This is a genomic window from Actinomadura sp. 6N118 (assembly GCF_044326415.1).
Taxonomy (GTDB): domain Bacteria; phylum Actinomycetota; class Actinomycetes; order Streptosporangiales; family Streptosporangiaceae; genus Spirillospora.
On sequence record NZ_JBIRAZ010000003.1, the window covers coordinates 326,206 to 350,866 of the forward strand.

The window sequence follows — 24,661 nt, forward strand, 5'->3', positions numbered from 1 at the left end:
TCTATGAAACGTTCGGCTACGCGGGACTTCCCGGCTAGCCGGCCTGCACCTGGTACTGCTTGGCGAGGTCGGACACCTTGAAGTCCTCCACGACCTTCATCCCGGCGTAGACGGCCTTGTCGGGGCGGTGGATCTGGCTCGCCCGCGAGGTCGGCTGCGCCGGGTCGGACAGGTTGAGCGCCGGTCCCAGACCCGCGATGCTGAAGTCGGTGACCTTGGCGCGGGCCGCGAGCACGCCCTTGCGCGTCAGGTCGTCGCACGTCCCGCCGATGATCTTCGCGAACAGGTGGGTCGTCACGTAGGAGAGCACGACCGCGCCGCCCGACTCCGGCTGCACCGCGCCGAACTTGGCCTTCCACTTGCCGGCGAGCTTCTTGACCTCGGGCGTGTCCGCGCCGAGGAGCCCGATACCCGACACCCGGTAGTAGTTCTTGAGCAGCGAGGGCGCGGCGGCCGTCGACAGCAGGCTCGTGGCGAACGTGGCGACGTTGCCCATGATCGGGACGTCCAGCCCGGCGCCCCGGGCGGCACCGGCCACCGCCGCGGTCTGCTTCGCCGTGGAGTCCAGCAGGATCGCCTTCGCTCCGGCCGACTTCATCGCGTTCACCTGGCTGGTGAGGTCGGCGTCGGTCGGCTTGATCTGCTGGCTGGCCAGCTTGAGCCCCAGCTTCTGCGTCGCGTACTTGCTGCCCTTCAGGCTGTTCTCGCCGATCTCGCCCTGCAGGTAGATGTGCCCGAGCGTGTCCCCGCGCTTCAGCATGCCCTCGCGCACCATCCAGTCGATGCTGTTGATCGACTGGATGTCGTACGTGGAGCCGACCACGATGAGATGCGGGTCGCCGAGCAGCGTGGGCGCGAACGCCGTCAGCCCGACGAGCGCGTCGTTGGCGGAGATCTTGTCCCGCAGCGCGGAGGTGATCGCCGACCCGTAGACGTTGAGGAACCCGAGGACCTGCGGCGCGACCTCGTCATAGGCGGTGACCGCCTTCTGCACGTCGTATCCGTGGTCGCGCGCGACCAGTTCGATCTTGCGGCCGCACACGCCGCCGGCCGCGTTGATCTCTTCGACGGCGAACTGGCTGCCGGTGTTGCTGGTCTTGCCGGAGGTCGCGAACGGGCCGGTCAGGTCCACCAGCATGCCGAGCTTGATGGTGGAGTCGCTGACACCCGGGGCGGACTTCGAGCTCGCGGCCTTGGGCGAGCAGGCGGTGACGGACAGGGCGAGCGCGACGGCGGCCGCCGTGAGGACGCGTGGACGGGACCGGTTCATGTGATTCTCCAGGTGAACGGAGGGGGGGTTCAGGCCGGTTGAGGGACGGTTGAGTAGCGGTTCAGTGGGCGGTGGGCCGGCGGCGGTCCCGGATGGTGTGCACCATCGCGCGCAGCCCGCCGGGCTGGGTGAGCATGACGACCACGACGAGCGCGCCGTACACGAACGTCGCGGCGAACGAGGCCTGAAGCCCTTCCTGTCCGGGTGCGACGACGAGCGGCAGCGCGTCCGCGTACCGGGACAACACGATCGGCAGCGCGATCACGAACGTCGCGCCGACGAGCGCGCCCGACGTCGAGCCGAGGCCGCCGAGGATGATCATGGCGAGGAAGTCGATGGACAGCTGCAAGTCGAAGTAGTCGGGGACGGCGCGCTGGAAGGCCAGCGCGGTCAGCACGCCTGCGGTGCCGGCGTACATCGAGGACAGGACGAACGCGCCCGCCTTGGCGCGCTGGACGCGTACACCCATCGCGGCCGCGCCCACCTCGCTGTCGCGCATGAGGCGGAACGCCCTGCCTGGCCGGCCCCGCAGCACGTTGCGGGCGACCAGCGTCGCCACCACGGTGACCGCCAGGAAGAGGTACCAGAGGCTCTCCACGGCCCCGAACGGGATGCCGAGCACGAGGCGGTCCGAGACGTCGGAGAACGTGAACCCTCCCAGCGCGAACGGCTCGACCGAGCGCCCGTCGTAGCCTCCGGTCACCGCCGGCAGGTTGAGCAGCAGATGGTGGCCGAGGAAGACCAGGCCGAGCGAGGCGATCCCGAGATAGATACCGCGCAGCCTGCTGGCGACCGGGCTGAACAGCAGGCCGCACAGCCCGGCGAACAGGATCGCGAGCACGGCCGCCACGAGCGGCGGCAACCCCAGGCCCTTCACCTGGCCGTGGTCATCGCCTGCGAGGAACCCGTACCCGTAGGTGCCGACCGCGACGAAGAACGCGTGGCCGAGTGACAGCTGCCCGGCCGCGCCGAACAGGATGGTCAGGCCGAGCGCCCCGACCGCCGCGGCCATGGCGAACAGGCCGATGCGCAGCCAGAACGCGTCCACGTACAGCGGCAGCACCAGCGGCACGGCGATCGCAGCGACCATGGCGGCGGCGCCCAGCACCCGGCGCGACGGGGCCGAGGACGGTGCACCGGACGGCGTGCCCGACGGCGGCGGCGTCTCGGCGGCGGTAGAGCGGGCAGGTGCGATGGTGTCGTCAGACACGGCTGAACTCCTTCGACCCGAACAGTCCGGACGGTCGCCACAGCAGGACGACGATCATCACGAGGTAGGCCACGACGTCACCGACACCGAGCCCGAGGAAGTCGAGCGAGTCCTGGTTACCGGACACCATGACCTGGACGACCCCGACGATGAGCCCGCCCGCGATGGCCCCGCCGAGCGAGTCGAACCCGCCGATGATGGCCGCCGGGAACGCGGTGATCGCGACCGCCTCCAGGCTCACGCTGACGCCGGGACTGGGGAACGACGCCAGGCCGATGCCGGCGGTGGTCGCCAGCAGCCCGGCCATCACCCACGCGGTGGCCGACACCCGGCGGAGCCGGATGCCCACCAGCGCCGCGCCCTCGGCGTCGGCGATGGACGCGCGCATCGCGAGGCCCCAGCCGGTCAGCGTCAGCAGCGCGGTGAGGCCGCCGATCAGCAGCGGCACGGCCACCACGGTGATGACGACGGTGAGCGGGAGGGTCAGCGGGCCGAGGTCGACCACGTGGCCGTCCCACGGTGCGCCCAGTGGGAGCACCCGTTCCTCCAGGCGCCGCGTCAGCTCGGCGGTCAGCACGACGTTCAACCCGATGGTGGCGATCGCCATCGCGTGGTGGTTGTGCATCTCGATGCGGCTCGTCAGCAACCGCTCCGTCGCCAGCCCGAGCAGTCCGGCTACGGCGAGCCCGAGCAGCGCCGCCGCGGCGAACCCGATCCGCGGCTGGGTCGAGGCGACCACGTAGACGCCGAGCAGCAGGAACGACGCGTGCGCGAAGTTGACCGTCCGGGTGGCCTTGAAGACGATGACGAACCCCAGCGTGATGAGCGCGTACAGCAGACCCAGGGACACGCCGTTGACGAGCAGTTCCAGCAGGCGGGTCATGGTGACGTCCTCTCTGCCCGAGGGGCGGTCTCGGCGGTGTCGGAGGCGTCCGTCCCGGGCTCATCGGTCTCGGACTCGTCGGGTGCACCGAGGTAGGCGCTGACCACCGTCGGGTCGCTGCGCACTTCGGCGGGCGTGCCTTCGGCGACGACGCGGCCGAAGTCGAGCACCGTGATGCGGTCGGCGATCGACATGACCACGCCCATGTCGTGTTCCACGAAGACCACGGTGAGGTCGAGGGACGCGCGCGCCGCGAGGACGAGTTGCCCCAGCTCCCAGCTCTCCGTGGCGTTCAGGCCGGCGACCGGCTCGTCCAGGATCAGCAGGCGCGGCTCCAGGCACAGCGCCCGGGCGAACTCCAGCCGTTTGAGGTCACCGAAGGGCAGCCGCCCGGCGGTGCTGTCCAGCAGGTCCGACAGGCCGACGAACTCGGCGATCTCCCGGACCCGTGCCTCGTGGCGGCGCTGTTCGCGGCGGCCGAGCCACAACGCGGTCGAGACCAGGCCGGCGCGGGTCAGCCCGTGCCGCCCGACCATCAGGTTGTCCAGCACGGACTCCCGCGGCGAGACGACGATGTTCTGGAAGGTCCTGCCGACTCCCAGCGAAGCGACCCGGTCCGGCCGCAGCCGCGTCACCTCGTGCTCGTCCACCAGGATGCGCCCGCCGGTCACGGGATAGATGCCGCACAGGGTGTTGAGCAGCGACGACTTCCCTGCTCCGTTGGGTCCGATGACAGCGTGGATCGAGCCCGGCTCGACGGTGAACGCCACCTTGTCCAGCGCGAGCAGGCCGCTGAACGCCAAGGTCACCTCGTCCACCACCAGGCGCGGCGCGCTCATCCCGACCACCGGGCCAGGCGGCGCGCGGCCAGGTCTTCGCGGACGCCCGCGCGGGGTTGCCCGTCGGAGTCTTCTGCCACGTCCTCACCCAGGTAGAGCCGGCGGACCTCGTCGCTGTGGGCCAGCTCACCGGCCGGACCGTCCAACACGACGCGGCCCAGTTCCAGGACGTACGCCCGGTGGGCGACCGACAGCGCCATCGCCGCGTTCTGCTCCACCAGCAGCACGGGGACGCCGTCGCGGCTGATCTCGCGCACCGTCTCGCCGATCTGCTTCACCAGGAGCGGCGCCAGGCCGAGCGAGGGCTCGTCGAGCAGCAGCAGCTTCGGCTGGGACATCAGCGCGCGGGCGATGGCCAGCATCTGCTGCTCGCCGCCGGACAGCGTGCCCGCGCGCTGGCGGCGCCGCTCGGCCAGCCGGGGGAACAGCTCGAACATCTGGCGGCGGGTGCGTTCGCGCGCCTCGCGGGACCGGACGGTGATGGCACCCGCGTCGAGGTTCTCGTCGACGGTGAGCGCGCCGAACACATGCCGTCCCTCGGGGGTCTGCACCAGCCCGCCGGCCACGACGGCCGCCGGGTCGCGGCCGGCGATGTCCTGTCCCAGGAACCGGATCGACCCCGCGGCGACCGACCCCCCGTGCAGCGGCAACGTGCCGGAGACGGCCCGCATGAGGGAGGTCTTGCCCGCACCGTTGGCGCCGAGCAGCGCCACCACACCCGCCTCGGTCACCTCGAGGCTCACTCCGTGGAGTACCGGCTCGCGTGCGCCGTAGCGGACGACGAGCCCTTCGATATCGAGCATCCGACCTCCGAACACTTGTTGATCGTTCGTTAAGTGAGATTTCCTCTATCGATCGTTCGTTAAGTAGGCGTAATGTAAGTGCGCGATGTGACGTACGTCAACGTCCTGGACCTGGAGGTTTCCCATGCGGATCGGCACGACCCTCGCCTACAGCGCCGGTTTCAAGGAGGCTGCCGCGGGCCTGCGCGACCTCGAAACCGCTGGAGTCGAGATCGCTTTCGTCGCTGAGGCCTACTCCTTCGACGCCGTGAGCCAGCTCGGCTACCTCGCCGGAGCGACTGACCGGATTCACCTTGCCTCGGCGATCCTGCCGATCTACACCCGCACCCCCACACTCCTCGCGATGACCGCGGCCGGGCTCGACTACGTGTCGGACGGCCGTTTCACGCTGGGCCTGGGCGCATCCGGGCCGCAAGTGGTGGAGGGTTTCCACGGCGTGCCGTATGACGCGCCCATCGCCCGGACCCGCGAGATCGTGGAGATCTGCCGCCGCGTGTGGCGTCGCGAAGAGGTGGTGTACGAGGGCGCGCACTACGAGCTCCCGTTGCCCGCAGACCGGGGTACCGGCCTGGGCAAGCCGCTGAAGCTCATCAACCACCCCGTACGCGACCGCATCCCGATCATGCTGGCCGCGATCGGACCCAAGAACGTGCAGCTCGCCGCAGAGGTGGCCGAGGGCTGGCTGCCGATCTTCGTTCACCCCGGCAAGCTGAACGAGGTGTGGGGTGAGTCGCTCGCCGCAGGGCAAGCCCGCCGCGCCCCGGAGCTCGGCCCGCTGGACATCGTGGTCACCATGAACCTGGCCATCGGCGACGACGTCCACCACCTGCTCGACCGGGGACGCCCGCAACTCGCGCTCTACATCGGCGGCATGGGCGCCCGGGGCAAGAACTTCTACAACGGCCTCGCCCGCCGGTACGGCTACGAACGGGAGGCCGAGCTCATCCAGGAGCTCTACCTGTCGGGCCGCAAGCGTGAAGCCGAGGCCGCCGTGCCCGAGGAGCTGCTGCGCGCCACGTCACTGGTCGGGCCGAAGGAATACGTGACCGAGCGGATCGCAGAGCTCGCCGAGTGCGGCATCACCACGGTCAGCGTGAAGCCCCTCGCAGACGACCCCGCCGACCGCCTCGCCGCCATCGAGCAACTACGAGACCTCATGCCCTAGCGGACGTTTTGACCCTGCGCCCTCGGGGACATCGGATCGAGACCCAACTCCGAGGAAGGCGAGGTAGTCATGGTTGTGGCGACGATCGTCGGAGTCTGTGTCCTGTTGCTGATCCTTGGCTTCCTTGTGCCGAGGTTGTCGCACGGCCCGCAGCGCGGGACCAACCGCGCCCTCGGAACGGGCGGCCGGGCCGCAGGCAAGGCGCCCGGCGCGTTGGGACGCTGGCTTTCCAAGTCGTTCCGCTCGTCCCGCCGTGCGGCCAACCGCAGCGCCCAGGCCGGACGCGGCACCCGCTGGAAGATGCCGTTCTAGCGTGCACCGGCGCCGAGGCTGATCAGGTAGGGCAGCGTTTGGCGCAGGCTGTTGCGGCGTGCCATGCTGCGACCGCTTGGTGGTCGTTGCTGCGCTCGAGCGAGGCCGTCGACCCGCAGTTCGCCACGCCCGCACTCCGCTGACCTGGCGAGCCGCGACTGCAACGCCGGCCGTCCATCCGGTGAACGCGGCCGGGATGCCCTTGTGCGGATTTGGCGTACGAGTCTTGGACGGGTTGCCGTTGGACCGTGGCCGGGATCCCCTGTCGCTGACGACCCCTTCCACGGCCCGCTACGGCGCTACGGCGTCCTGGGGCGTTCAGAAATGAACGGTGCCCTTCACGGTGCCCGCGGTCGAGCGCTTCCACTTCATGCACACGGTGGACCCCACCCGAACATTCCGGGCCAGAACATACTTCTGGTTCTTGACCTCCAGCGTCACCCAGCCTCCCAGCGCGGGCCCGCTCGTGCCGCGGAACGCACGGACCTTGATCGACCCCGTTTTCCGGGCCCTCTGGGTGTACTTGATCGACACCGTCTTGTTGTATCTGCTCTTGATGACGCACGGGCCGGACAGCTTCTTGCCCGACAGGTTGACGCTGTAAGGCTTCACCCCGAGCTTCGAGGCCTCCGCAAGCGGTGTCTCAGCCGCGGCAGCCGCCGGCAGTGCGCTCCCTCCAGCCATCGTGAGCGCCAGCCCACCCAGCAGCAGGACGCGACGTGCGTTCAAAGGAAGTGACCTGCCCATGAATCCTCTTTCTCTCGATACATCCGTCGATGCGGCAATCCTCTGATCGACACACCGCGGAGCAACAGAGAGCCAGCTCCCATTGACAGGCGGCAGCTAGTGCCTGGCTCCTAATAGGCCATGCCGAGCCAGCGCCGAACGGACGTCGCAGAACCCCAACCGCCCACGCCGTCGTCCGCGGCACCTGTCACGTGGCGCCCGACGTACGTGACCAGCTCGGCTTTTTACACCACCGCCGTGGACGCAACCCGAGCCGTACGACGACGGCATGACCAAAGGCCAGCCAGAAGAATCCGACGACGACGAAGCCGACGAGCCAGCGCAGCCACAGGTAGGAGCCGATGGCCTCGACGCGCCCGTCGACGACCATGCGGGCATCGATCCGCTCCCCCTCGGCGTCATGGCCGAGTCCGTCAACACGGACGTCTCGGTGCACGGCGCCCCCACCGTCTGGTTGAAAGTCGCCGTAGCAGGTCTTTTCGCCTCGGGAGCTCTCGCAGCCGGTGACCGCCGCGACGCCGGCCTGGCCAATGCCGATGGCCGCCAGCAGCCCAAGCCCCGCAAACCAGATCACGCCTCCCAAGACGACCGTGAAGAAGGCGAATAACAGACCCGCTAACACACCCGCGCCGGGAAATCCCTCTTCATTGCCGCCTCGCTGCATTCTCACCCTCCGGCTCATCGAGCAGCAGAGCCTAACGGCGATCACGTAGATACCGGGGCGAAAACACCCGTCAGGGCCTCAGTCGGCCAGCAAGCACCGCGGGCGGTGGCACATGCTCCGGGGTCATGAAGGGAAGCGGAGGATGACGTATTCCAGTTCGGCGGGGCGGACGATGTGGAACTTGCCGTCGGTGGCTTTGGGGGCGTAGATGGCCAGGTAGAGGTCCCCGCGCTGCTGCTGGAGGGGTTTGTCTGCCCGGTCCTGGTAGACCTGGCTGTAATCGACCTTGCTGGTGTCGGCCGACAGCGACTGGATGCGGGTGTCGATGAGGTAGTTGAAGCCCTCGTTGTTGAGCATGAGGCTGCCGCTGCCGAACTCGTAGTCGGCCATCCCCCGGCCCTCGCCCAGGCACTGATCGCTTTTGGTCGGCAGGCCTTCGCGAGGTGTGAAGATCGACCTGTCGGTCCAGGCGCAGATCTTCAGAGACTTCACGGCCTGCTTGGGGAAGCGCAGTTGGAACGGCGCCGCTTTCATCTGGACGGTCACGATGGGGTTGGTCTCGCCCGCGGCGGCGCTGAGCGACATCGGTGCCGCGGTGCCCTGCCAGAACTCCAGGCCCAGACGAGGCGTGCGGGTGATGCCTCCCGCCGCTGCTCCGCTGGCCGGGGTGGAGGCCGACGGAGACTTCGCCGGATCTGCTTCGGAGTCCTTGAGCAGTGGCGAGGCCAGCACACCAGCTGCTATCGCGACCGCGATGACTGCGGCGGCGATACCGCCCACCACTCGGCCGCGCCGCGCGCGACGGGGTGGTGGAGGCTCCATGGTGGTCGCCTCGCCGACGGGCAGCGGCGGGGCCAGGAATCCCGCGGGCAGAGGAGGCGGGGCTGGAGGAAAGTCGGAGGGTTTGCCCAGCAGGCGCATCACGATCTGCTGCATGGTCGGGCGAGTGGCGGGATCCTTGCGGAGGCCGGCGTGGACGATCTCACGAAGCGGCCCGGTGAGCTGCCCCAGGTCCGGTTCGTGGTGCAGGATCTGGTTGATCAGCGTGGGCATGTCGGCGCCGGTGAACGGCGGGTGGCCGCTGGCGGCGTACACCATCACACAGCCCCAGGCGAAAACGTCGGCGGGGGCACCGGCTTTGCCGCTGAACTGCTCGGGCGCCATATAGCTGGGCGTGCCGACGATCGTGCCGGTCTGGGTGACCGCGGTGTCGATGACGCGGGCTATGCCGAAGTCGATGACACGCGGGCCATCGGCGCCGAGCAGCACGTTCGCCGGTTTGAAGTCGCGGTGCGCGACGCCGGCCTGGTGGATCGCGGCGAGCGCGGTCGCCGTCGCCACCGCGAGCCGGTGCAGTGCGGCCCCGGTCCGCAGCCCGTCGTCGCGGATCGACTGCCCCAGCGTCGGCCCGTCCACGAACTCGGTGACCACGTACGGCGGGGTCGCCGCGAGGTCGGCGTCGAGCACCTGGGCGACGCAGAACTGCGCGGCGACCCGCTGGGCCGCGGTGACCTCCTTGGCGAAACGGCTCCGGGCCACGGCGTTCGCGGCGAGCTCGGACCGCACCACCTTGATCGCGACCGGGACGTCCTCCGGATCCCGGCCCAGGAAGACGACCCCCTGACCGCCCTCACCAAGCCTGCCGACGAGCCGATAACGCCCCAGCCTGTCCGGATCGCCGTCGCGCAGGGGACTCACGTCCCGCATTCACACCCCCAGGTGACGACGGCATCCCGGTCGATCTGCCGTCAAACCCGCCTGAACGGTGATCGTAACACCGGCCGGACGGCCGTTCCTGACGGCTTCAGCAGGTGTTCTTGGCGGGTTTGCCGGCGTAACGGTCGGAGAGGAACGTCAGCACCTCACCGTTCTTGAACACCATCTCCAGGGCGTGTTCTCCGATCCACGAGCGGGTGGTCTGCACCTTGGCGCCCTTCGCGCACCAGTCCTTGACGAGCTTGTCGGCCTGCGCGACGGGAACGATCTCGTCGGTGTTGGCGTGGTAGTTGAAGATCGGGGCGGCGGGGGCGGCGGCGCCCATCGTGTTGAGCTTCAGCACGGCCCGGACGGACGGGGCGGCCAGCGGATCCGGCACGGTGCTGTAATCCGACAGCTTCTTGAACGCGAAGGCTCCCAGGATCTCGGTCAGGCATTTGCCGCGGGCCTGGGCGATCGCCTTGCGTCCCTCCTCGTTCAGGAGCGGGTCGATGTTCATCTCGGGGAACTCGGTGGCGAGGCTGGCCGCGGCGGCCGCCTCGAAACCGGAGAACGGCCCGCCGTCGAGGAAGCGTGCCACGGCCTCGGGGTCGGCCGGGGTCCCGCCCATCGCAGCGCCCTTGAGCTTGACGTCCGGGGCGTAGGACGGCTGCATCTGCGCGGCCCATCCCGTGGCCTGCGCGCCGCCCGAGTAACCGTTGAGCGTCCAGGCGTTGAACTTGCCGATCCCGGGCGCACCGGTGAAGTTCTTCACCGCTCGGATCCCGTCCAGGACGGCGTGCCCGGCCTGCGGCCCCGCCATGAACACCGACTTGGGCCCTTCGTGGTCCGGCATGGCGACCGCCCAGCCCTTGTCGAGCAACTGCGTGGACCACACGGCGGACCATGCGGCGATCACACTGCCGGACGAGAGCCCGTAGGACGGCGCGCACTGGGTGCCGGTGGCGTCCTCGGCGGCCTGCACCGACACGATGGGCCGCGGCCCGTTCCCCGTCCATGCCTTCTTCGGCACGAGCAGGCTGGTGACCACGAGCTGGGGTGCCAGGTGCGAGTCGTTGCTGCGGTAGGAGATCTGCCAGACGTCCGTCGTGGAGTCCAGGTCGCCGACCTTCGGCGTGATCTTCCGGCTGGCCACGACCTGGCCGGCCCGGTAGGAGCCGATGTTCGCGGGCGCGGCGTAGAACGGATCCTCGTCGGGCGGCACGGACCCCGGAGGCGGGTCGTCTGCGGAGGCGGGCGCGGCGTGGGCAGCGGCGGGCGTGGCGTGGGCAGCGGCGGGGGCGGGCACGGCGATGCCGGCCGTCGCGAGCAGGGCGGCCATCGGGAACATTGCTCGGGCGAACGCACTCCGGCGGAAGAACGGGACAACACGCATCGGGCGCTCCAGGGGCGGGAAATCCGATCTCATCGCCCTGAACTTTGACCGGCCGGAACCTCCCGGCATAGACACCCGTCTTCACATCCCGCGTCCGCCAACTGAGCGGAACTGACAAACCGCCGGAGCGGTGACGCCCGTGATCATCCGGTGGGTGGGAGCGACTAGCCATGCGATCTCGACGTGTGACAGGGTCGGGCTGTGACAGACACGGAGCCGTCCGACGGCATGTCGGTGCAGGTCGACCGGCTCTCGGTCTACGCGGTGGTGACGGTCGAGGGTTCGATCGACTTCGGTACGCATGAGCGCCTGGGCGAGCGGCTGACCGAGGCGCTGGCCCTGACCGAGGTAGCGTTGATCATGGACATGGCGGCCGTGAGCTTCTGTGACTCCGCCGGGTTGCGCGTCTTCGTTCGCGCCATCCGGGAGACGCGCATGCGCGGGATGTCACTGGTGGTGACGGGCCTCCACGGCCGTGTCGCGAACGTCTTCGCGATGACCGGGCTCCAGCAGGAGATGTTCGTTCAGCCGGACGTCGACAGCGCCGTGAGCTGGCTGGAGACGGGGCAGAGCCGGCTGGCCTTCAAGCCGGAAGACACGGGATGACCTCCAGCCGGCGACCTGCGCTTGAACGAACAGCGCCAACGCCAACTGAGTTCGACAATGTCGAACGACCAATGCTTGTGCCGCCGAAACGCCTGCTACCAGCGACGAGCACCTAGATCACGGGAGACGGCGCGTGCCGCGTCCCGTACGGCGGCCACCAGCTCGACATGGGGCCGCCCGGCCGCGTCACAGAGGCGTTCGATCGCCCCGGAGATGCCGATCGCGCCGACCACGACCGTACGGTCGTCGCGGATCGGCGCGGCGATGGAGACCTCGCCCTGGACGAGCTCCTCGATGTCGGCGGCCCAGCCACGGGCCCTGACCTCTTCCAGATCGGCGACCAGATCGTCCTTGGAAGCGATGGTGTTGCGGGTGTAGCTCTTGGTGTCGACATCGGCCAGCAAAGCGTCGGACTGCAGGTCGAACGCCAGGAGCACCTTGCCGAGCGCGGTGGCGTGGATGGGCAGGAGCTCCCCCACGTCCAGCGTCTGCAGGCTGTCGTCGGGACGGAAGACATGGTGGACGATCAGGACCTGGCCCTCGTGCAGCGATCCGATCCGGACACTTTCGTGCGCGCGTGAGGCGAGGGAGTCGGCCCAGTTGATCGCCCGGGTCCGCAGCTCGTTGATGTCCAGGTAGCTGTTGCCCAAGTGGAGCAGCGTGGCGCCGAGGCGGTACTTGCCGCCTGAACGGTCCTGCTCCACGAAGCCGACGTGCTGCAGCGTCTGCAGGATGCCATGGACGGTGGCCTTGGGCAGCTGCATGGCCTCGGCCAGCTCCACAACGCCCAGCTGCCGGGGACCGGACGCGAGAAGCCGCAAGATCATCGCGGCCCGTTCCACCGATTGGATTCTCCCTGGCATCCCCATAGCGTAGCGTGTACCTTGTTCGACATTGTCATACTCAATTCAGCAGAGAGTCACACTCGTCAGCACGACGTCCCGTGCCCGAGCCGAGGAGCTGAACGGTGAAGCCGGTGGAACTGTCGCCCGCCCTGCGGGCCCGAGCGCTACGTGAGATGGGGTCGGGCGAGGAGCTCGACGTCCTGGTCGTCGGAGGCGGGGTGGTCGGCGCCGGGTCGGCGGTGGACGCCGCGACCCGCGGGCTGAGCGTCGGCCTGGTCGAGGCCCGTGACTGGGCCTCGGGCACGTCGAGCCGGGCCAGCAAGCTGATCCACGGCGGCCTGCGGTATCTGGAGATGCTGGACTTCGCCCTAGTGCACGAGGCGCTCCGGGAGCGCGGCCTCATGGTCCAGCGGCTCGCCCCGCATCTCGTCCGGCCAGTGCCCTTCCTCTACCCGCTCACCCACCGCGTCTGGGAGCGCCCCTACGTCGGAGCCGGCGTCCTGCTGTACGACACGATGAGTGCCTCCGGGCGCAACTCGCGGGGGATGCCGCACCACCGCCACCTGTCCAAGAAGGGCGCGCTCAAGGTCGCCCCCGGTCTCGACCCCGACTCCCTCGTCGGCGCCGTCCAGTATTGGGACGCGCAGGTCGACGACGCCCGGCACACCATGTCGCTGATCCGCACCGCGGCGTCCTACGGCGCCCTGGTCGCCAACCGGGCCCGGGTCGTGCGCTACCTGCGCGACGGTGAACGCGTCGTCGGCGCCGTCGTGGCCGACCAGGAGTCGGGCGAGGAGATCGAGGTACGGGCCCGGCAGGTCATCAGCGCCACCGGGGTGTGGACCGACGAGACCCAGGCACTGGCGGAGGCCGCCAGCGTCCACGTCCGCGCGTCCAAGGGCGTTCACCTGCTCGTGCCGCGCGACCGCATCGACTCGTCCAGCGGGCTGATCCTGCGCACGGAGAAGAGCGTCCTGTTCATCATCCCGTGGGCGCAGCACTGGATCGTCGGCACCACCGACACCGACTGGGATCTCGACAAGGAGCATCCCACCGCCACCGCGGCCGACATCGACTACCTGCTGGAGCACGCCAACAAGGTGCTGGCCGATCCGCTCACCAAGGACGACATCGAGGGCGTGTTCGCCGGCCTGCGCCCGCTGCTGTCGGGGGCCTCCGACCAGACCGCCAAGCTGTCCCGCGAGCACCTGGTCGGCACCCCCGTGCCCGGGCTCGTCGTCGTCGCGGGAGGCAAGTACACGACCTATCGCGTGATGGCCAAGGACGCGGTCGACGAGGCCGTGCTCGGGCTCGCCGACGAACGCGTGCCGGAGTCGGTGACGGAGGACGTGCCGCTGGTCGGCGCGGACGGGTTCAAGGCGATGTGGAACCGCCGCGACACCCTCGCCCGGCAGACCGGCCTCCCGGTCCGCCGGATCGCGCAGCTCCTGCGGCGGTACGGCACGCTGGTCGACGAGGTGCTGGCGTTCATCGCCGCCGACCCCTCGCTCGCCGAGCCGCTTCCCAGCGGCGACGCCTACCTGCGAGCGGAGGTCGTCTACGCCGCCACGCACGAGGGCGCGCGGACCGTCGAGGACGTGCTCGCCCGCCGGACCCGCGTCTCCATCGAGTCCCGGGACCGCGGCACCGCGTCCGCGGAGGTGACCGCGACCCTGATCGGCGGAGTGCTGGGATGGGACGCGGAACGGATCACCGACGAGGCCGCCGCCTACGTCCAGCAGGTGGAGGCCGAGCGCCGCGCCGAGGAGCAGCCTGACGACCAGGCAGCGCTGAGCATGCGGGCCGGCGGCGAAAAGGTCGCCTAGAGCCCGGTTTCAGTCGCCTAGAGCACGGTTTCATCCGCAAACGGGCCGGTGCCCCACCCTCTGAAGGGCACCGGCCATGGTTGGCGCCTCAGTGCTTGGGGCGCCTCATTGCTTGGGCGCCTCAGTGCTTGGCGGGCCTGATCCAGTCGAAGGTACGTTCGACGGCCCGCCGCCAGTTGTCGTACTCGGTCTCCCGGTACTCGGGGTCCATGCCGGGCAGCCATTGGCTGGCCCGGTGCCAGTTGCGGCGAAGCCCCTCCAGGTCGGGCCAGTAACCGACGGCCAAACCCGCTGCATAAGCGGCGCCGAGCGAGACCGTCTCGGCGGCCATCGGGCGTACGACCGGGACGTCGAGCACGTCGGCGATGAACTGCATGAGCAGGTTGTCGGCGGTCATCCCGCCGTCGACCTTGAGCGTCTTGAGGGCGATGCCGGAGTCGGCGTTCATGGCGTCGACGACCTCGCGGGTCTGCCAGCCGGTCGCCTCCAGCACGGCGCGCGCCAGGTGACCCTTGGTGATGTACGAGGTCAGCCCAACGATGATGCCGCGGGCCTCGCTTCTCCAGTGCGGCGCGAACAGCCCGGAGAACGCCGGGACGATGTAACAGCCGCCGTTGTCGTCGACCGTGCGCGCCAGGGTCTCGATCTCCGGGGCGGTGGCGATGAGGCCGAGCCCGTCCCGGAACCACTGGACCAGGGCGCCGGTGATCGCGATGGAGCCCTCCAGCGCGTACACGGCGGGCTCGTCGCCGATCTTGTAGCCGACCGTGGTGAGCAGGCCGTGCGTCGAACGGACCGGTTCGGTGCCGGTGTTGAGCAGCAGGAAGCTGCCCGTCCCGTACGTGCACTTGGCCTCGCCGGGCGCGAAGCTCGTCTGCCCGAACAGCGCGGCCTGCTGGTCGCCGAGCGCCGCCCCGATCCGGACGCCGGGCACGACCCGGGTGGCCGTCCCGTAGACCTCCGTGGAGGGCCCGATCTCCGGCAGCATGGCCCGCGGGACGCCGAAGTAGGCCAGCAGCTCGTCGTCCCATTCGAGCGTGGCGAGATCCATGAGCAGGGTGCGGCTGGCGTTGGTGACGTCGGTGAGGTGGCGGCCGCCGTCCGGGCCGCCGGTGAGGTTCCAGATCAGCCAGCTCTCCATCGTGCCGAACAGCACGTCCCCGCGTTCAGCACGTTCACGCAGGTCCGGCGTGTTGTCCAGCAGCCAGCGGATGCGCGGGGCGGAGAAGTAGGTCGCCACGGGGATGCCGCACCGCCTGTGGATCTCCTCGGCGAACGGCTCGCTGACCATCTCCTCGACCAGGGCGTCGGTACGGGTGTCCTGCCAGACGATCGCCCGGCCGATCGGCTCGCCGGTATGCCTGTCCCACAGCAGCGTCGTCTCACGCTGGTTGGCGATGCCGATCGCGGCGACCTGGCTGGGCGTGGCGCCGGCCTGCGCGATGGCCTCGGGCGCGATGCGCTCGACGTTGCGCCAGATCTCCATGGCGTCGTGCTCGACCCAGCCGGGTCGCGGAAAGTGTTGTTTGTGCTCACGTTGGGTGACCGACACGAGCCGGCCGCTGTGATCGAAGAGGATGCACCGGGTCGAGGTGGTGCCCTGGTCGACGGCCATCACGTAACGCTCTGTCATGGATTCCTACTCCCACATAGGGTAGGCGGGCCTCACCAGCGGGAGGCTCCGAGGTCTCGGGAGACCGCCCGCGCGGCGTCGCGCACGAAGGTCACCAGTTTGGGTTGGGGACGGCCGCGGACGTCGCAGATCCGCTCCACCGCCCCCGAGATGCCGATGGCGCCGACCACCAGGCCGCCGTGGCCGCGAATCGGTGCGGCCACCCCCGCCTCCCCGACGGTGAACTCCTCGGCCTCGGCCGCCCATCCGCCTTCCCGGATCTCTTTCAGGGTACGGGTCAGGACCCGGGACGATGTGATCGTGTGCCGGCTGTAGGCGGTCAGCTCCGGCATCGCCAGAAGCTCCGCCGTGACGGTCGTGTCGTACGCGAGCAGGACCTTGCCGAGCGCCGTCGCGTGCAGCGGCACGAGCGTGCCGACGTCGAGCGCCTGCAGGGTGTCGTCCGGGCGGAACACGTGGTGCACCACCAGGACCTGGCCGTCCAGCAGCGTGCCGATCCGGACGGCCTCGCCGCTGCGCGCCGCCAGCGCGTCCGCCCAGTTGATCGCGCGGGACCGCAGCTCGTTGACGTCCAGATAGCTCGTGCCCAGATGCAGAAGGGCCGCACCCAGCTGGTACTTGCCGGTGGCCTCGTCCTGCTCGACGAAGCCGACCCCCTGCAGGGTGCGCAGAATGCCGTGCGCCGTGCCGCGGGCGAGTCCCAGCGAACCCGCGATCTCGCCCAGGCTGTGGCGACCCGAACCACGGGCCAGCAGCCGAAGGATGGCTGCCGCCCGCTCGATCGACTGCACAGGGCCCGGCATGCCGCCCACCTAACCACGTCAACGTGCATTCGACAATGTCGGCATTTATGCGGAATCAGCGAGACAGAATCCCGAAATGTCGGTTGACCTGTGACGTGAGTCACCGGCACGACCTCCCCGGACGGCGCTTGCGCGATCCCCGTTCGACAATGTCGACACCTGTTCCTTGACCGGCCTGAACGAGGGACCTAGCGTCCCGTTGCGAACGTGAGGCAGGTCACCCCACCTCACGGATCGAGCATTTCCCGGCTTGCAGGGCCGGGCCGTCACGTCGAGGAGGAAGCATGGCGGAGCGACCGAAAATCCCTGGGACCGCGGCGGAACTCGCCGCCGAGTTCGCCGGGACGATGATCCTCATCCTGTTCGGAGTCGGAGTCGTGGCGCAGGTCGCGGCGGGCGGGATCGGCGATCACGACAGCATCGCGTGGGCGTGGGGACTGGGTGTCACGCTCGGCGTGTACGTGGCGGGCCGGCTCAGCGGCGCGCATCTCAATCCGGCGGTCACCTTCGCGCTGGCGGTCTTCAAGGGCTTCTCGTGGCGCAAGGTGCTGCCATACGCACTGGCGCAGACCGCGGGCGCGTTCGTCGCAGCGCTCATCGTGCGCTGGAACTACAGCGAGGTGCTGGCGAAGGTCGACCCCGACCACACCATCAAGACCCAGGGCGTCTTCTCCACCCTGCCCGGCAACGGCACGCTGCCCGTGCACACCTGGGGCGCGCTGCGCGACCAGATCATCGGCACCGCCATCCTGCTCTTCCTCATCCTCGTCCTCACCGACATCCGCAACTCCCCGCCCCTCGCCAACCTCACCCCGTTCGTCATCGGCCTGGTCGTGGTCGCGATCGGGATGGCCTGGGGCACCGACGCCGGCTACGCCATCAACCCGGCGCGTGACTTCGGGCCGCGGCTGGCCTCGTTCATCACCGGATACGAAGGCGCCTGGAAGGATCAGTACGGCGATCTGTACTTCTGGGTGCCCATCATCGGCCCGCTGATCGGAGCCCTCGTCGGCGCGGGCCTCTACCAGGTCCTCATCGGCCGCTTCCTCCCCGACGAGCCCGAGCCTGAGCCGCAGCCGGCGGCGCCCATCCCCGCCGAGCCCGCGGCCAAGACCGCCTGATCCAAGACCGCCTGACCCGAGACCGCCTCACCCAAGGCAGTCGGCAGACCTCGAGAGGAAAAGTGACCCGCATGGCGGACTACGTCGGCGCGATCGACCAGGGAACGACCAGCACACGCTTCATGATCTTCGACCACGGCGGCAACGAGATCACCCGCCACCAGCTCGAACACGAGCAGATCCTGCCGCAGGCCGGCTGGGTCGAGCATAACCCCACCGAGATCTGGGAACGCACTCGCGCCGTTATCCAGACCGCCCTCAACAAGGCCAACCTCACCTCGGCCGACTTGGCCGCTCTGGGCATCACCAACCAGCGCGAGACCAGCCTTGTCTGGAACAAGCGAACGGGTCGCCCCTACTACAACGCGATCGTTTGGCAGGACACCCGTACCGACCGGATCGCCGCCGCACTCGACAGGGACGGCCGCGGCGACGTCATCCGCCGCAAGGCCGGCCTGCCCCCGGCGACCTACTTCTCCGGCGGGAAGATCCAGTGGATCCTGGAGAACGTCGAGGGTGTCGCCGAGGCAGCCGAGGCCGGTGACGCGATCTTCGGGACGACCGACAGCTGGATCGTGTGGAACCTGACCGGCGGCACCGACGGCGGCGTGCACGTCACCGACCCGACCAACGCCAGCCGCACCATGCTGATGGACCTGGAGACGCTGGACTGGGACGACGAGCTGCTGTCGTTCTTCGGCATCCCCCGCGCCATGCTGCCGGAGATCAAGCCGTCCTCCACGCCCGAACCGTACGGGATGACGCGTGCGGACGGGCCGCTCGGCGGCGAGGTGCCGATCTCCGGCATCCTCGGCGACCAGCAGGCCGCCACCGTCGGCCAGGTGTGCTTCACCCCCGGCGAGGCCAAGAACACCTACGGCACCGGCAACTTCCTCCTGCTCAACACCGGCACCGAGCCGGTGCGTTCCAAGAACGGCCTGCTCACCACGGTCTGCTACCAGTTCGGCTCGGACAAGCCCGTCTACGCGCTCGAGGGCTCGATCGCGGTCACCGGGTCGGCCGTCCAGTGGCTGCGCGACCAGCTCGGCATCATCTCCGGCGCCTCGCAGAGCGAATCCCTCGCCCGCCAGGTCGAGGACAACGGCGGCGTCTACTTCGTCCCTGCCTTCTCCGGCCTCTTCGCGCCGTATTGGCGCAGTGACGCGCGCGGCGCCATCGTCGGCCTGTCCCGCTTCAACACCAACGCCCACCTCGCCCGCGCCACCCTCGAGTCCATCTGCTACCAGACCCGCGACGTCGTCGAAGCCATGCGCCAGGACTCCGGGGTCACCCTGGACGTGCTCCGCGTGGACGGCGGCGTCACGGCCAACGAGCTGTGCATGCAGCTCCAGGCCGACATCCTCGGCGTCCCCGTCTCCAAGCCGGTCGTCGCCGAGACCACCGCCCTGGGGGCGGCCTACGCCGCGGGGCTCGCCGTCGGATTCTGGAAGAACACCGACGAGCTCAAGCAGAACTGGAACGAGGACAAGCGCTGGCAGCCCGAGTGGACTGACGAACAGCGCGAGACCGGCTACGCCGGTTGGAAGAAGGCCGTCAGCCGCACCCTGGACTGGGTGGACGTGCCGTAAGAGCCACGGGCGGCCGGGCATGGAAACCCACACCATGCCCGGCCGCCCGTCACCACACCCTGCATATCGCCGAGCTCGCACCCCTTGGTGTTGTCGCGAACGAGAGATAACGTCGATCCGGGGAGGGCACACATGAGATCTCGCGCGGACAATGCGCCGACACCGGCCCCGGTCACCACCGATGAGGTCCATCCGCTCCGCAGGCCCCGTAGGGTGAGGGTCTACGGCGAACGGGACGGTGAACGTGCCACAGAGGTGTGCTCGGAACTCATGACATTGGACGCGCCCGGCGAGCCCGCCGGCACGGCCCAGGGACGGTACGTGCTGCCGTCATTCACCGAACGGACCTCCTACGGCATCAAGGAGATGGATCCGTTCAACAAGCTCTTCCAGGAGCGGATCGTCTTCCTCGGCGTGCCGGTGGACGACACATCGGCGAACGACGTCATCGCCCAGCTGCTCACGCTGGAGACGCTGGACCCCGACCGCGACATCAGCATCTACATCAACTCCCCCGGCGGCTCGTTCACCTCGATGGCCGGGATCTACGACACCATGACCTTCATCCGGCCCGAGATCCAGACCGTGTGCCTCGGGCAGGCCGCGTCGGCGGCGGCGCTGATCCTCGCGGCCGGCACCCCCGGCAAGCGGCTGGCCCTCCCCAACTGCCGGATCATGCTGCACCAGCCCGGCATCGAGGGCACCCGCGGGCAGTCCAGCGACCTGGAGATCATGGCGAACGAGATCCTGCGGATGCGGGAGCTGCTGGAGGAGTCGCTCGCCAAGCACACCGGCAGGCCGGTCGGCCAGATCCGCGACGACCTCGAACGGGACAAGTTCTACAGTGCCGACGAGGCCAAGGAGTACGGGCTCATCGACGATGTCGTGTCCAACCGCACGATGAGGCCGGCCAGCCCCAACCGCAGGTGACGTCCCGGCCGGAGTAAGGTCCGCGGCATGGGTGAAACGCAGGGTGAGCTGGGTGGTCATCCTGACCGGCTCCGGTGGAACGCCAAGTACGCCGACTACGAGGGCAGGCCGTTCGCGCCGCACCCGCTCGCGGATGCGGCGCTGGCGATGGCGTTGCCGGCGGGGCCGGTGCTCGACCTGGCGTGCGGGCCATCGGGGAGCGCGCTGCTGGCGGCCGCGGACGGGCGGCGGGTGACGGCCGTGGACGTCTCAGACGTGGCACTGGAGCTGCTCGATCGCGAGGCGCGGCGGCGAGGCGTCCGGGATCTCCTCACCCTGGTGCATGCCGACCTGGAAACGTGGCGCGCGGAGACGACGTTCGCGGTGGTGCTGTGCACGGGCTTCTGGGACCGGGCGGTGTTCGAGGGCGTGGTGGGCGCCGTCATGCCCGCAGGTGCTCTGGGCTGGGAGGCGTTCACGATGGACGCCCGGAACGAGCGGCCGCGGCTGCCGGCGGAGTGGTGCCTGGAGGCCGGCGAGCCCGCCTCGTTGTTGCCCGGCGACTTCACCGTCGTACGGCAGGAGGAGGTGCCGGGCGGCAAGCGGCGGATGCTCGCCCGGCGGGCGTGATGTGGACCACATCGTGGTGAACGAGCCGTTGTGCGGCCGGTCTGAGGGGTGGCCGAAAGCGCAGGTCACGGCACCAATTCTGAAGACGGCTGATAAGTCAAGACCGTAAACACTCCCATGAATTGGCACTAATCAATGTGCTAAGACTTTCTCAGGTCCGGGCGAGAGGGTCTTCATGAGCACATCGGTCGAACGAGTGGTCGACACGGCTCGCTATCCGTTGGCGGAGCCCGGCGAATGGGGGCCGCTCGTCGACCGGGTCCGGTCCGACCTGCGGGATTCCGGATGCAGTGTGCTCCCCGATTTCATCCGGCCTTCGGTGCGCGGCGCGCTGGGCCGCGAGGGCGCCGCCGTCGCCCCGCTGGCGCACTATGACGTCGAGACCGTCAATGTATATAACATCGCGGTCGATTCCGAGCTTCCGGAAGCACATCCGGGGCGGGTGACGTTCGAGCGCGGGAACGCCTTTGTCGCCCGGGACCGGATTCCGCCCGATTCCGTTATTCAGCAGCTCTATTCGAGTGAGCTGTTTCAGCGGTTCGTCGCCAGATGCTTCGGCCTGCCACGCGTCTTCGAGCTCGCGGACCCGCTGGCGGGGCTCTGCCTCAACGTTCTCGAGCCGGGCAAGGAGCACCCCTGGCATTTCGACACCAACGAGTTCACCGTCAGCATGCTCACCCAGGAGCCGGAGGCGGGCGGCGTCTTCGAATACTGCCCCAACATCAGATCCGCGGACTCGGAGAGCTTCGACGACGTCCGGAGCGTTCTGGAGGGGCACGGCGAGCCGCTGGTGCGGCGGCTGTCGCTGCGGCCCGGCGATCTACAGTTGTTCAAGGGGCGCTACTCGTTGCATCGGGTGAGCGCCGTCGAGGGCACGCGGGCCCGCCACTCCGCGATCTTCGCGTACAGCGAGCGACCCGGCGTCATCGGCAGCGTGGCGCGGACGAGGCAACTATTCGGACGCGTGCTGCCGGCGCATCTGGAGGCCGGGACCGTACGGGTCGACCAACTCTTGGACTAAGGGGCCTGCTGTGCGCGTCGATACCACCGGGAAGATCTCACTCGACCACATCTATACCGAGCCCGATCCGCGCGCCTACTTCGGTACGTTGCGCAGTCTCGGTTATGCCATTCCCGAGCTGGCCAAACCGTTCTTCGCCGACCTCATCCAGGAATACCGGGACGTGCACGAGGTCTCGGTCCCGACCGTGCTCGACATCGGCTGCTCCTACGGCATCAACGCGGCGCTGCTGCGATGCGACGCGACCATGGAGGAGCTGTACGACCGGTACGGAGACGCCAAGGACGCCGACCTCGACGAACTCCTGGCCCGTGACCGCGAATGGGTCAGCTCGCGCGACAGCCTGAAACGCACCCTCTTCCTTGGGCTCGACGCGTCCGCACAGGCCCTCGCATACGCGCTGCAGGCCGGCTTCCTCGACAGTGCGATCCACGCGGACCTTGAGGCACGCGACCCCACCGAGCACGAGCGGGAACGGCTCGCCAGAGTGGACCTCGTCATCTCGACCGGCTGCATCGGCTATGTCACCGAGCGGACCATATCCCGCATCGTCGCGGCCCATGGCGACCGCAAACCGTGGATGGCACACTTCGTGCTCCGGATGTTCCCCTTCGATCCCGTGACCGAAAGCCTTGCCGCCGCCGGATACGAGACCGTCCGCCACGAGGGCGTCTTCAGGCAGCGGCGCTTCGCGACGGCCGAAGAGCGGTCCCTCGTCCTGGACAGGCTCGCCGCCATCGACGTGGATCCGCGCGGTCTGGAGACAGACGGCTGGTTCTACGCAGAGCTCTTCATCTCACGTCCCACCAAGCCCAGATCGAGGATCGAGTGAACAGCAGTCAGAGCCCTTCACCCCGCACCTTCGGCAACGAGGATCACCTGCCCCGGGTGCCGCTGCCCTCGCTGGACGACAGCGGCAAGCGCCTCATCGAATGGTGCGCGCCGTTGCTCACCCCGGACGAGCTGGCGGAGACCGAGAACGCGCTGGCCTCGTTCCTGCGCCCGGATGGCCCCGGCCGCAAGCTGCACGCGGCGCTGGCGGAGTACGACGCGAGCGAGGGCGTGCACAGCTGGCTCGACACGTTCTGGCCGTACCGCTATCTCGGCCGCCGCGACCGCATCGCGCTCAACGCCAACTTCTTCTTCCTCTTCCAGGACTCCGTTCAGCTCTTCCAGGACTCCGGCCAGGGCCAGGTCGAACGGGCCGCCGGGCTCATCGCGGCCGCGCTGAACTACAAGGCGCAGCTGGACGACGAGCGCATCCCGCCCATCGTCCAGCGCGGCCAGGCGCTCACGATGGAGCAGAACAAGTTCCTCTTCTCCACGACCCGGATCCCCGGCGCCGTGCAGGACACCGTGCGTGCGCCGTACTCGGATGAGTGGCCGGGCCCATCGCAGGCACGCCACATCGTCGTGTTCTTCCGTGGCCACATGGTCCGCATGGACGTGATCGGCCCGGCCGGACGGCCCCACACGCTCGACGAACTCGCCGCCGGCCTCGACGAGATCATGAAGAACGACGTCCGTGCGGAGACCCCGGTCGGCCACCTGACGACCAAGGCCCGGGCGGAATGGGCGGCGAGCCGGGAGGCGCTGCTCGCCGCCGATCCCGGGAACGCGGCCAGGCTGTACGACGTCGAGACGGCGCTGTTCTGCGTCTGCCTGGAGGACTTCGCCCCCCGGGACGATCTCGACGCGTGCGACCACCTGCTGCACGGGGACAGCGGCAACCGGTGGTTCGACAAGGCGGTGTCGTTCATCGTCTTCGCCGACGGTACGGCGGGCATCAACGTGGAGCACTGCGGCTTGGACGGCACCACGATCCTGAGCTTCGTCGACACACTTCTGGGCGAGCCTGCCGAGGAGCACGCGCGGCGTTCAGAGGCCCGTTCGCAGGGTGCGCCCGCGACCGACTCCATCGAATTCGTGCTCACCGCGGACCTGCGCGCCGATGTAGGCGCCGCAGCCGGGTCGTTCGCGCAGTACGCCGCCGACACCGCCACCACCACGGTGGCGTTCGAGGACTTCGGCGCGAATGACGCCAAACGGCTGCGCACCTCGCCGGACGCCTTCGTGCAGATGGCCTACCAGCTCGCCCACAAGCGCTCCAAGGGGTTCGTGGGCGCCACGTACGAGTCGATCGCCACGCGCCAATACCGGCGTGGGCGGACCGAGGCGATGCGCGTCGTGACACCCGAGGTAGTCCGGTTCGTTGAGGCGATGGACGACCCGGAGGCCGGCACAGAGGCCCGCCGCGCCGCGTTCCGTGCCGCCGCCGAGAAGCATGTCGAACGTGCGAAGGCGTCCCAGGCGGGCCAGGTGCCCGAGCAACACCTCTGGGAGCTGCAGCTGATCCAGAAGCGGCGCGGCAAGGAGCTCGGGGTGACCGAGCCGCTGGAGCTCTTCTCCTCCCCCGGCTGGGTCAAGATGCGGGACGACTACCTGAGCACGAGCTCCGCGCCGTCCACCAACATCCGGTACTTCGGGTTCGGGTCGACCAGTCCCCAGTGCATCGGGGTCGCCTACGTCCTCCTCCCGGACCGCTTCAACGTTTACCTGAGCACCCCGGCGACGGTGGCCGACGCGATGCACACCTTCGCCGACCAGCTCCGGGAGGCGGTGCGCGAGCTCCGGCAACTCTTCGCCTGAGCCGAGGGACGTCGATCGGGGCCCCCGCCCTCGATCTGGGGTCCC

At 69.1% G+C, this 24,661-nt stretch carries 23 protein-coding genes; 11 read left to right on the top strand and 12 right to left on the bottom strand.

Going from position 1 to position 24,661, the window contains the following annotated elements; translation table 11 throughout:
* Nucleotides 1-34 precede the first annotated feature (34 nt).
* The 5 genes from ACH34W_RS09350 to ACH34W_RS09370 form a co-directional block, all read right to left on the bottom strand.
* Complete coding sequence (locus ACH34W_RS09350; protein WP_395960353.1) at nucleotides 35-1,270, bottom strand: ABC transporter substrate-binding protein; 1,236 nt, start codon at nucleotides 1,268-1,270, stop codon at nucleotides 35-37.
* 61 nt (nucleotides 1,271-1,331) lie between these two features.
* A complete protein-coding gene (locus ACH34W_RS09355) occupies nucleotides 1,332-2,480 on the bottom strand; it encodes a branched-chain amino acid ABC transporter permease (protein ID WP_395960354.1) in 1,149 nt (382 codons plus the stop codon).
* The gene (locus tag ACH34W_RS09360; RefSeq protein WP_395960355.1) at nucleotides 2,473-3,363 is read right to left on the bottom strand and encodes a branched-chain amino acid ABC transporter permease; all 891 of its coding nucleotides are present in this window, start codon (nucleotides 3,361-3,363) and stop codon (nucleotides 2,473-2,475) included. The genes ACH34W_RS09355 and ACH34W_RS09360 overlap by 8 nt, the downstream gene beginning before the upstream one ends.
* Nucleotides 3,360-4,202, bottom strand: a complete 843-nt coding sequence (locus tag ACH34W_RS09365) for an ABC transporter ATP-binding protein (RefSeq protein WP_395960356.1) — start codon at nucleotides 4,200-4,202, stop codon at nucleotides 3,360-3,362. Before ACH34W_RS09365 ends, ACH34W_RS09360 begins: the two co-directional genes overlap by 4 nt.
* Nucleotides 4,199-5,005, bottom strand: a complete 807-nt coding sequence (locus ACH34W_RS09370; RefSeq protein ID WP_395960357.1) for an ABC transporter ATP-binding protein — start codon at nucleotides 5,003-5,005, stop codon at nucleotides 4,199-4,201. Before ACH34W_RS09370 ends, ACH34W_RS09365 begins: the two co-directional genes overlap by 4 nt.
* Nucleotides 5,006-5,129: 124 nt before the next feature.
* Here ACH34W_RS09370 and ACH34W_RS09375 point away from each other — a divergent pair, with 124 nt between their 5' ends.
* Together ACH34W_RS09375 and ACH34W_RS09380 are read left to right on the top strand one after the other, a co-directional pair.
* Nucleotides 5,130-6,170: an LLM class F420-dependent oxidoreductase gene (locus ACH34W_RS09375; RefSeq protein ID WP_395960358.1), complete on the top strand. Its 1,041-nt coding sequence runs from the start codon at nucleotides 5,130-5,132 to the stop codon at nucleotides 6,168-6,170.
* Nucleotides 6,171-6,239: 69 nt separating this feature from the next.
* On the top strand, nucleotides 6,240-6,482 hold the full coding sequence (locus ACH34W_RS09380) for a DUF6411 family protein (RefSeq protein ID WP_395960359.1): 243 nt from the start codon (nucleotides 6,240-6,242) through the stop codon (nucleotides 6,480-6,482).
* 318 nt (nucleotides 6,483-6,800) lie between these two features.
* On the opposite strand, the gene ACH34W_RS09385 is transcribed toward ACH34W_RS09380, so the two are convergent.
* The 4 genes from ACH34W_RS09385 to ACH34W_RS09400 all read right to left on the bottom strand — a co-directional run bounded on the left by ACH34W_RS09385 (nucleotide 6,801) and on the right by ACH34W_RS09400 (nucleotide 10,984).
* The gene (locus tag ACH34W_RS09385; RefSeq protein WP_395960360.1) at nucleotides 6,801-7,211 is read right to left on the bottom strand and encodes a hypothetical protein; all 411 of its coding nucleotides are present in this window, start codon (nucleotides 7,209-7,211) and stop codon (nucleotides 6,801-6,803) included.
* A 205-nt stretch (nucleotides 7,212-7,416) separates the two neighbouring features.
* A complete protein-coding gene (locus ACH34W_RS09390; RefSeq protein ID WP_395960361.1) occupies nucleotides 7,417-7,893 on the bottom strand; it encodes a hypothetical protein in 477 nt (158 codons plus the stop codon).
* Nucleotides 7,894-8,016: 123 nt separating this feature from the next.
* Complete coding sequence (locus tag ACH34W_RS09395; protein ID WP_395960362.1) at nucleotides 8,017-9,600, bottom strand: serine/threonine-protein kinase; 1,584 nt, start codon at nucleotides 9,598-9,600, stop codon at nucleotides 8,017-8,019.
* 97 nt (nucleotides 9,601-9,697) lie between these two features.
* A complete protein-coding gene (locus ACH34W_RS09400; RefSeq protein WP_395960363.1) occupies nucleotides 9,698-10,984 on the bottom strand; it encodes a lipase family protein in 1,287 nt (428 codons plus the stop codon).
* A 201-nt stretch (nucleotides 10,985-11,185) separates the two neighbouring features.
* Here ACH34W_RS09400 and ACH34W_RS09405 point away from each other — a divergent pair, with 201 nt between their 5' ends.
* Nucleotides 11,186-11,590, top strand: a complete 405-nt coding sequence (locus tag ACH34W_RS09405) for an STAS domain-containing protein (RefSeq protein ID WP_395960364.1) — start codon at nucleotides 11,186-11,188, stop codon at nucleotides 11,588-11,590.
* 95 nt (nucleotides 11,591-11,685) lie between these two features.
* On the opposite strand, the gene ACH34W_RS09410 is transcribed toward ACH34W_RS09405, so the two are convergent.
* Nucleotides 11,686-12,453, bottom strand: a complete 768-nt coding sequence (locus tag ACH34W_RS09410; RefSeq protein ID WP_395960365.1) for an IclR family transcriptional regulator — start codon at nucleotides 12,451-12,453, stop codon at nucleotides 11,686-11,688.
* 155 nt (nucleotides 12,454-12,608) lie between these two features.
* Here ACH34W_RS09410 and ACH34W_RS09415 point away from each other — a divergent pair, with 155 nt between their 5' ends.
* The gene (locus tag ACH34W_RS09415) at nucleotides 12,609-14,261 is read left to right on the top strand and encodes a glycerol-3-phosphate dehydrogenase/oxidase (RefSeq protein WP_395960624.1); all 1,653 of its coding nucleotides are present in this window, start codon (nucleotides 12,609-12,611) and stop codon (nucleotides 14,259-14,261) included.
* A gap of 121 nt (nucleotides 14,262-14,382) precedes the next feature.
* On the opposite strand, the gene glpK (ACH34W_RS09420) is transcribed toward ACH34W_RS09415, so the two are convergent.
* Together glpK (ACH34W_RS09420) and ACH34W_RS09425 are read right to left on the bottom strand one after the other, a co-directional pair.
* Nucleotides 14,383-15,894 carry a glycerol kinase GlpK gene (gene glpK / locus ACH34W_RS09420; protein WP_395960366.1) on the bottom strand — a complete coding sequence of 504 codons (1,512 nt, stop codon included), beginning with the start codon at nucleotides 15,892-15,894 and terminating at the stop codon, nucleotides 14,383-14,385.
* 32 nt (nucleotides 15,895-15,926) lie between these two features.
* The gene (locus ACH34W_RS09425; RefSeq protein WP_395960367.1) at nucleotides 15,927-16,697 is read right to left on the bottom strand and encodes an IclR family transcriptional regulator; all 771 of its coding nucleotides are present in this window, start codon (nucleotides 16,695-16,697) and stop codon (nucleotides 15,927-15,929) included.
* Nucleotides 16,698-16,981: 284 nt separating this feature from the next.
* Between ACH34W_RS09425 and ACH34W_RS09430 the strand changes: the two genes are divergently transcribed.
* From ACH34W_RS09430 to ACH34W_RS09460, 7 genes are all read left to right on the top strand, one after another.
* Nucleotides 16,982-17,818: an MIP/aquaporin family protein gene (locus ACH34W_RS09430; protein ID WP_395960368.1), complete on the top strand. Its 837-nt coding sequence runs from the start codon at nucleotides 16,982-16,984 to the stop codon at nucleotides 17,816-17,818.
* Between the two features lie 71 nt (nucleotides 17,819-17,889).
* The gene (glpK, locus tag ACH34W_RS09435; protein ID WP_395960369.1) at nucleotides 17,890-19,407 is read left to right on the top strand and encodes a glycerol kinase GlpK; all 1,518 of its coding nucleotides are present in this window, start codon (nucleotides 17,890-17,892) and stop codon (nucleotides 19,405-19,407) included.
* A gap of 270 nt (nucleotides 19,408-19,677) precedes the next feature.
* Nucleotides 19,678-20,337 (top strand): ATP-dependent Clp protease proteolytic subunit, encoded by a 660-nt coding sequence (locus tag ACH34W_RS09440; RefSeq protein ID WP_395960370.1) that lies wholly within the window; start codon nucleotides 19,678-19,680, stop codon nucleotides 20,335-20,337.
* Nucleotides 20,338-20,364: 27 nt separating this feature from the next.
* A complete protein-coding gene (locus ACH34W_RS09445) occupies nucleotides 20,365-20,946 on the top strand; it encodes an SAM-dependent methyltransferase (RefSeq protein WP_395960371.1) in 582 nt (193 codons plus the stop codon).
* A 175-nt stretch (nucleotides 20,947-21,121) separates the two neighbouring features.
* Complete coding sequence (locus tag ACH34W_RS09450; RefSeq protein ID WP_395960372.1) at nucleotides 21,122-21,967, top strand: arpA protein; 846 nt, start codon at nucleotides 21,122-21,124, stop codon at nucleotides 21,965-21,967.
* Between the two features lie 10 nt (nucleotides 21,968-21,977).
* Complete coding sequence (locus ACH34W_RS09455; RefSeq protein ID WP_395960373.1) at nucleotides 21,978-22,799, top strand: class I SAM-dependent methyltransferase; 822 nt, start codon at nucleotides 21,978-21,980, stop codon at nucleotides 22,797-22,799.
* Nucleotides 22,796-24,616 carry a choline/carnitine O-acyltransferase gene (locus ACH34W_RS09460; RefSeq protein ID WP_395960374.1) on the top strand — a complete coding sequence of 607 codons (1,821 nt, stop codon included), beginning with the start codon at nucleotides 22,796-22,798 and terminating at the stop codon, nucleotides 24,614-24,616. The genes ACH34W_RS09455 and ACH34W_RS09460 overlap by 4 nt, the downstream gene beginning before the upstream one ends.
* Nucleotides 24,617-24,661 lie beyond the last annotated feature (45 nt).

Bases quoted from the DNA above. Each gene is read 5' to 3' on its own strand.
- ACH34W_RS09350 (WP_395960353.1), bottom strand. From the start codon at position 1,270: ATGAACCGGTCCCGTCCACGCGTCCTCACGGCGGCCGCCGTCGCGCTC.
- ACH34W_RS09360 (WP_395960355.1), bottom strand. From the start codon at position 3,363: ATGACCCGCCTGCTGGAACTGCTCGTCAACGGCGTGTCCCTGGGTCTG.
- ACH34W_RS09365 (WP_395960356.1), bottom strand. From the start codon at position 4,202: ATGAGCGCGCCGCGCCTGGTGGTGGACGAGGTGACCTTGGCGTTCAGC.
- ACH34W_RS09370 (WP_395960357.1), bottom strand. From the start codon at position 5,005: ATGCTCGATATCGAAGGGCTCGTCGTCCGCTACGGCGCACGCGAGCCG.
- ACH34W_RS09375 (WP_395960358.1), top strand. From the start codon at position 5,130: ATGCGGATCGGCACGACCCTCGCCTACAGCGCCGGTTTCAAGGAGGCT.
- ACH34W_RS09380 (WP_395960359.1), top strand. From the start codon at position 6,240: ATGGTTGTGGCGACGATCGTCGGAGTCTGTGTCCTGTTGCTGATCCTT.
- ACH34W_RS09390 (WP_395960361.1), bottom strand. From the start codon at position 7,893: ATGCAGCGAGGCGGCAATGAAGAGGGATTTCCCGGCGCGGGTGTGTTA.
- ACH34W_RS09395 (WP_395960362.1), bottom strand. From the start codon at position 9,600: ATGCGGGACGTGAGTCCCCTGCGCGACGGCGATCCGGACAGGCTGGGG.
- ACH34W_RS09400 (WP_395960363.1), bottom strand. From the start codon at position 10,984: ATGCGTGTTGTCCCGTTCTTCCGCCGGAGTGCGTTCGCCCGAGCAATG.
- ACH34W_RS09410 (WP_395960365.1), bottom strand. From the start codon at position 12,453: ATGCCAGGGAGAATCCAATCGGTGGAACGGGCCGCGATGATCTTGCGG.
- ACH34W_RS09415 (WP_395960624.1), top strand. From the start codon at position 12,609: ATGGGGTCGGGCGAGGAGCTCGACGTCCTGGTCGTCGGAGGCGGGGTG.
- glpK (WP_395960366.1), bottom strand. From the start codon at position 15,894: ATGACAGAGCGTTACGTGATGGCCGTCGACCAGGGCACCACCTCGACC.
- ACH34W_RS09425 (WP_395960367.1), bottom strand. From the start codon at position 16,697: ATGCCGGGCCCTGTGCAGTCGATCGAGCGGGCGGCAGCCATCCTTCGG.
- ACH34W_RS09430 (WP_395960368.1), top strand. From the start codon at position 16,982: ATGGCGGAGCGACCGAAAATCCCTGGGACCGCGGCGGAACTCGCCGCC.
- glpK (WP_395960369.1), top strand. From the start codon at position 17,890: ATGGCGGACTACGTCGGCGCGATCGACCAGGGAACGACCAGCACACGC.
- ACH34W_RS09440 (WP_395960370.1), top strand. From the start codon at position 19,678: ATGACATTGGACGCGCCCGGCGAGCCCGCCGGCACGGCCCAGGGACGG.
- ACH34W_RS09445 (WP_395960371.1), top strand. From the start codon at position 20,365: ATGGGTGAAACGCAGGGTGAGCTGGGTGGTCATCCTGACCGGCTCCGG.
- ACH34W_RS09450 (WP_395960372.1), top strand. From the start codon at position 21,122: ATGAGCACATCGGTCGAACGAGTGGTCGACACGGCTCGCTATCCGTTG.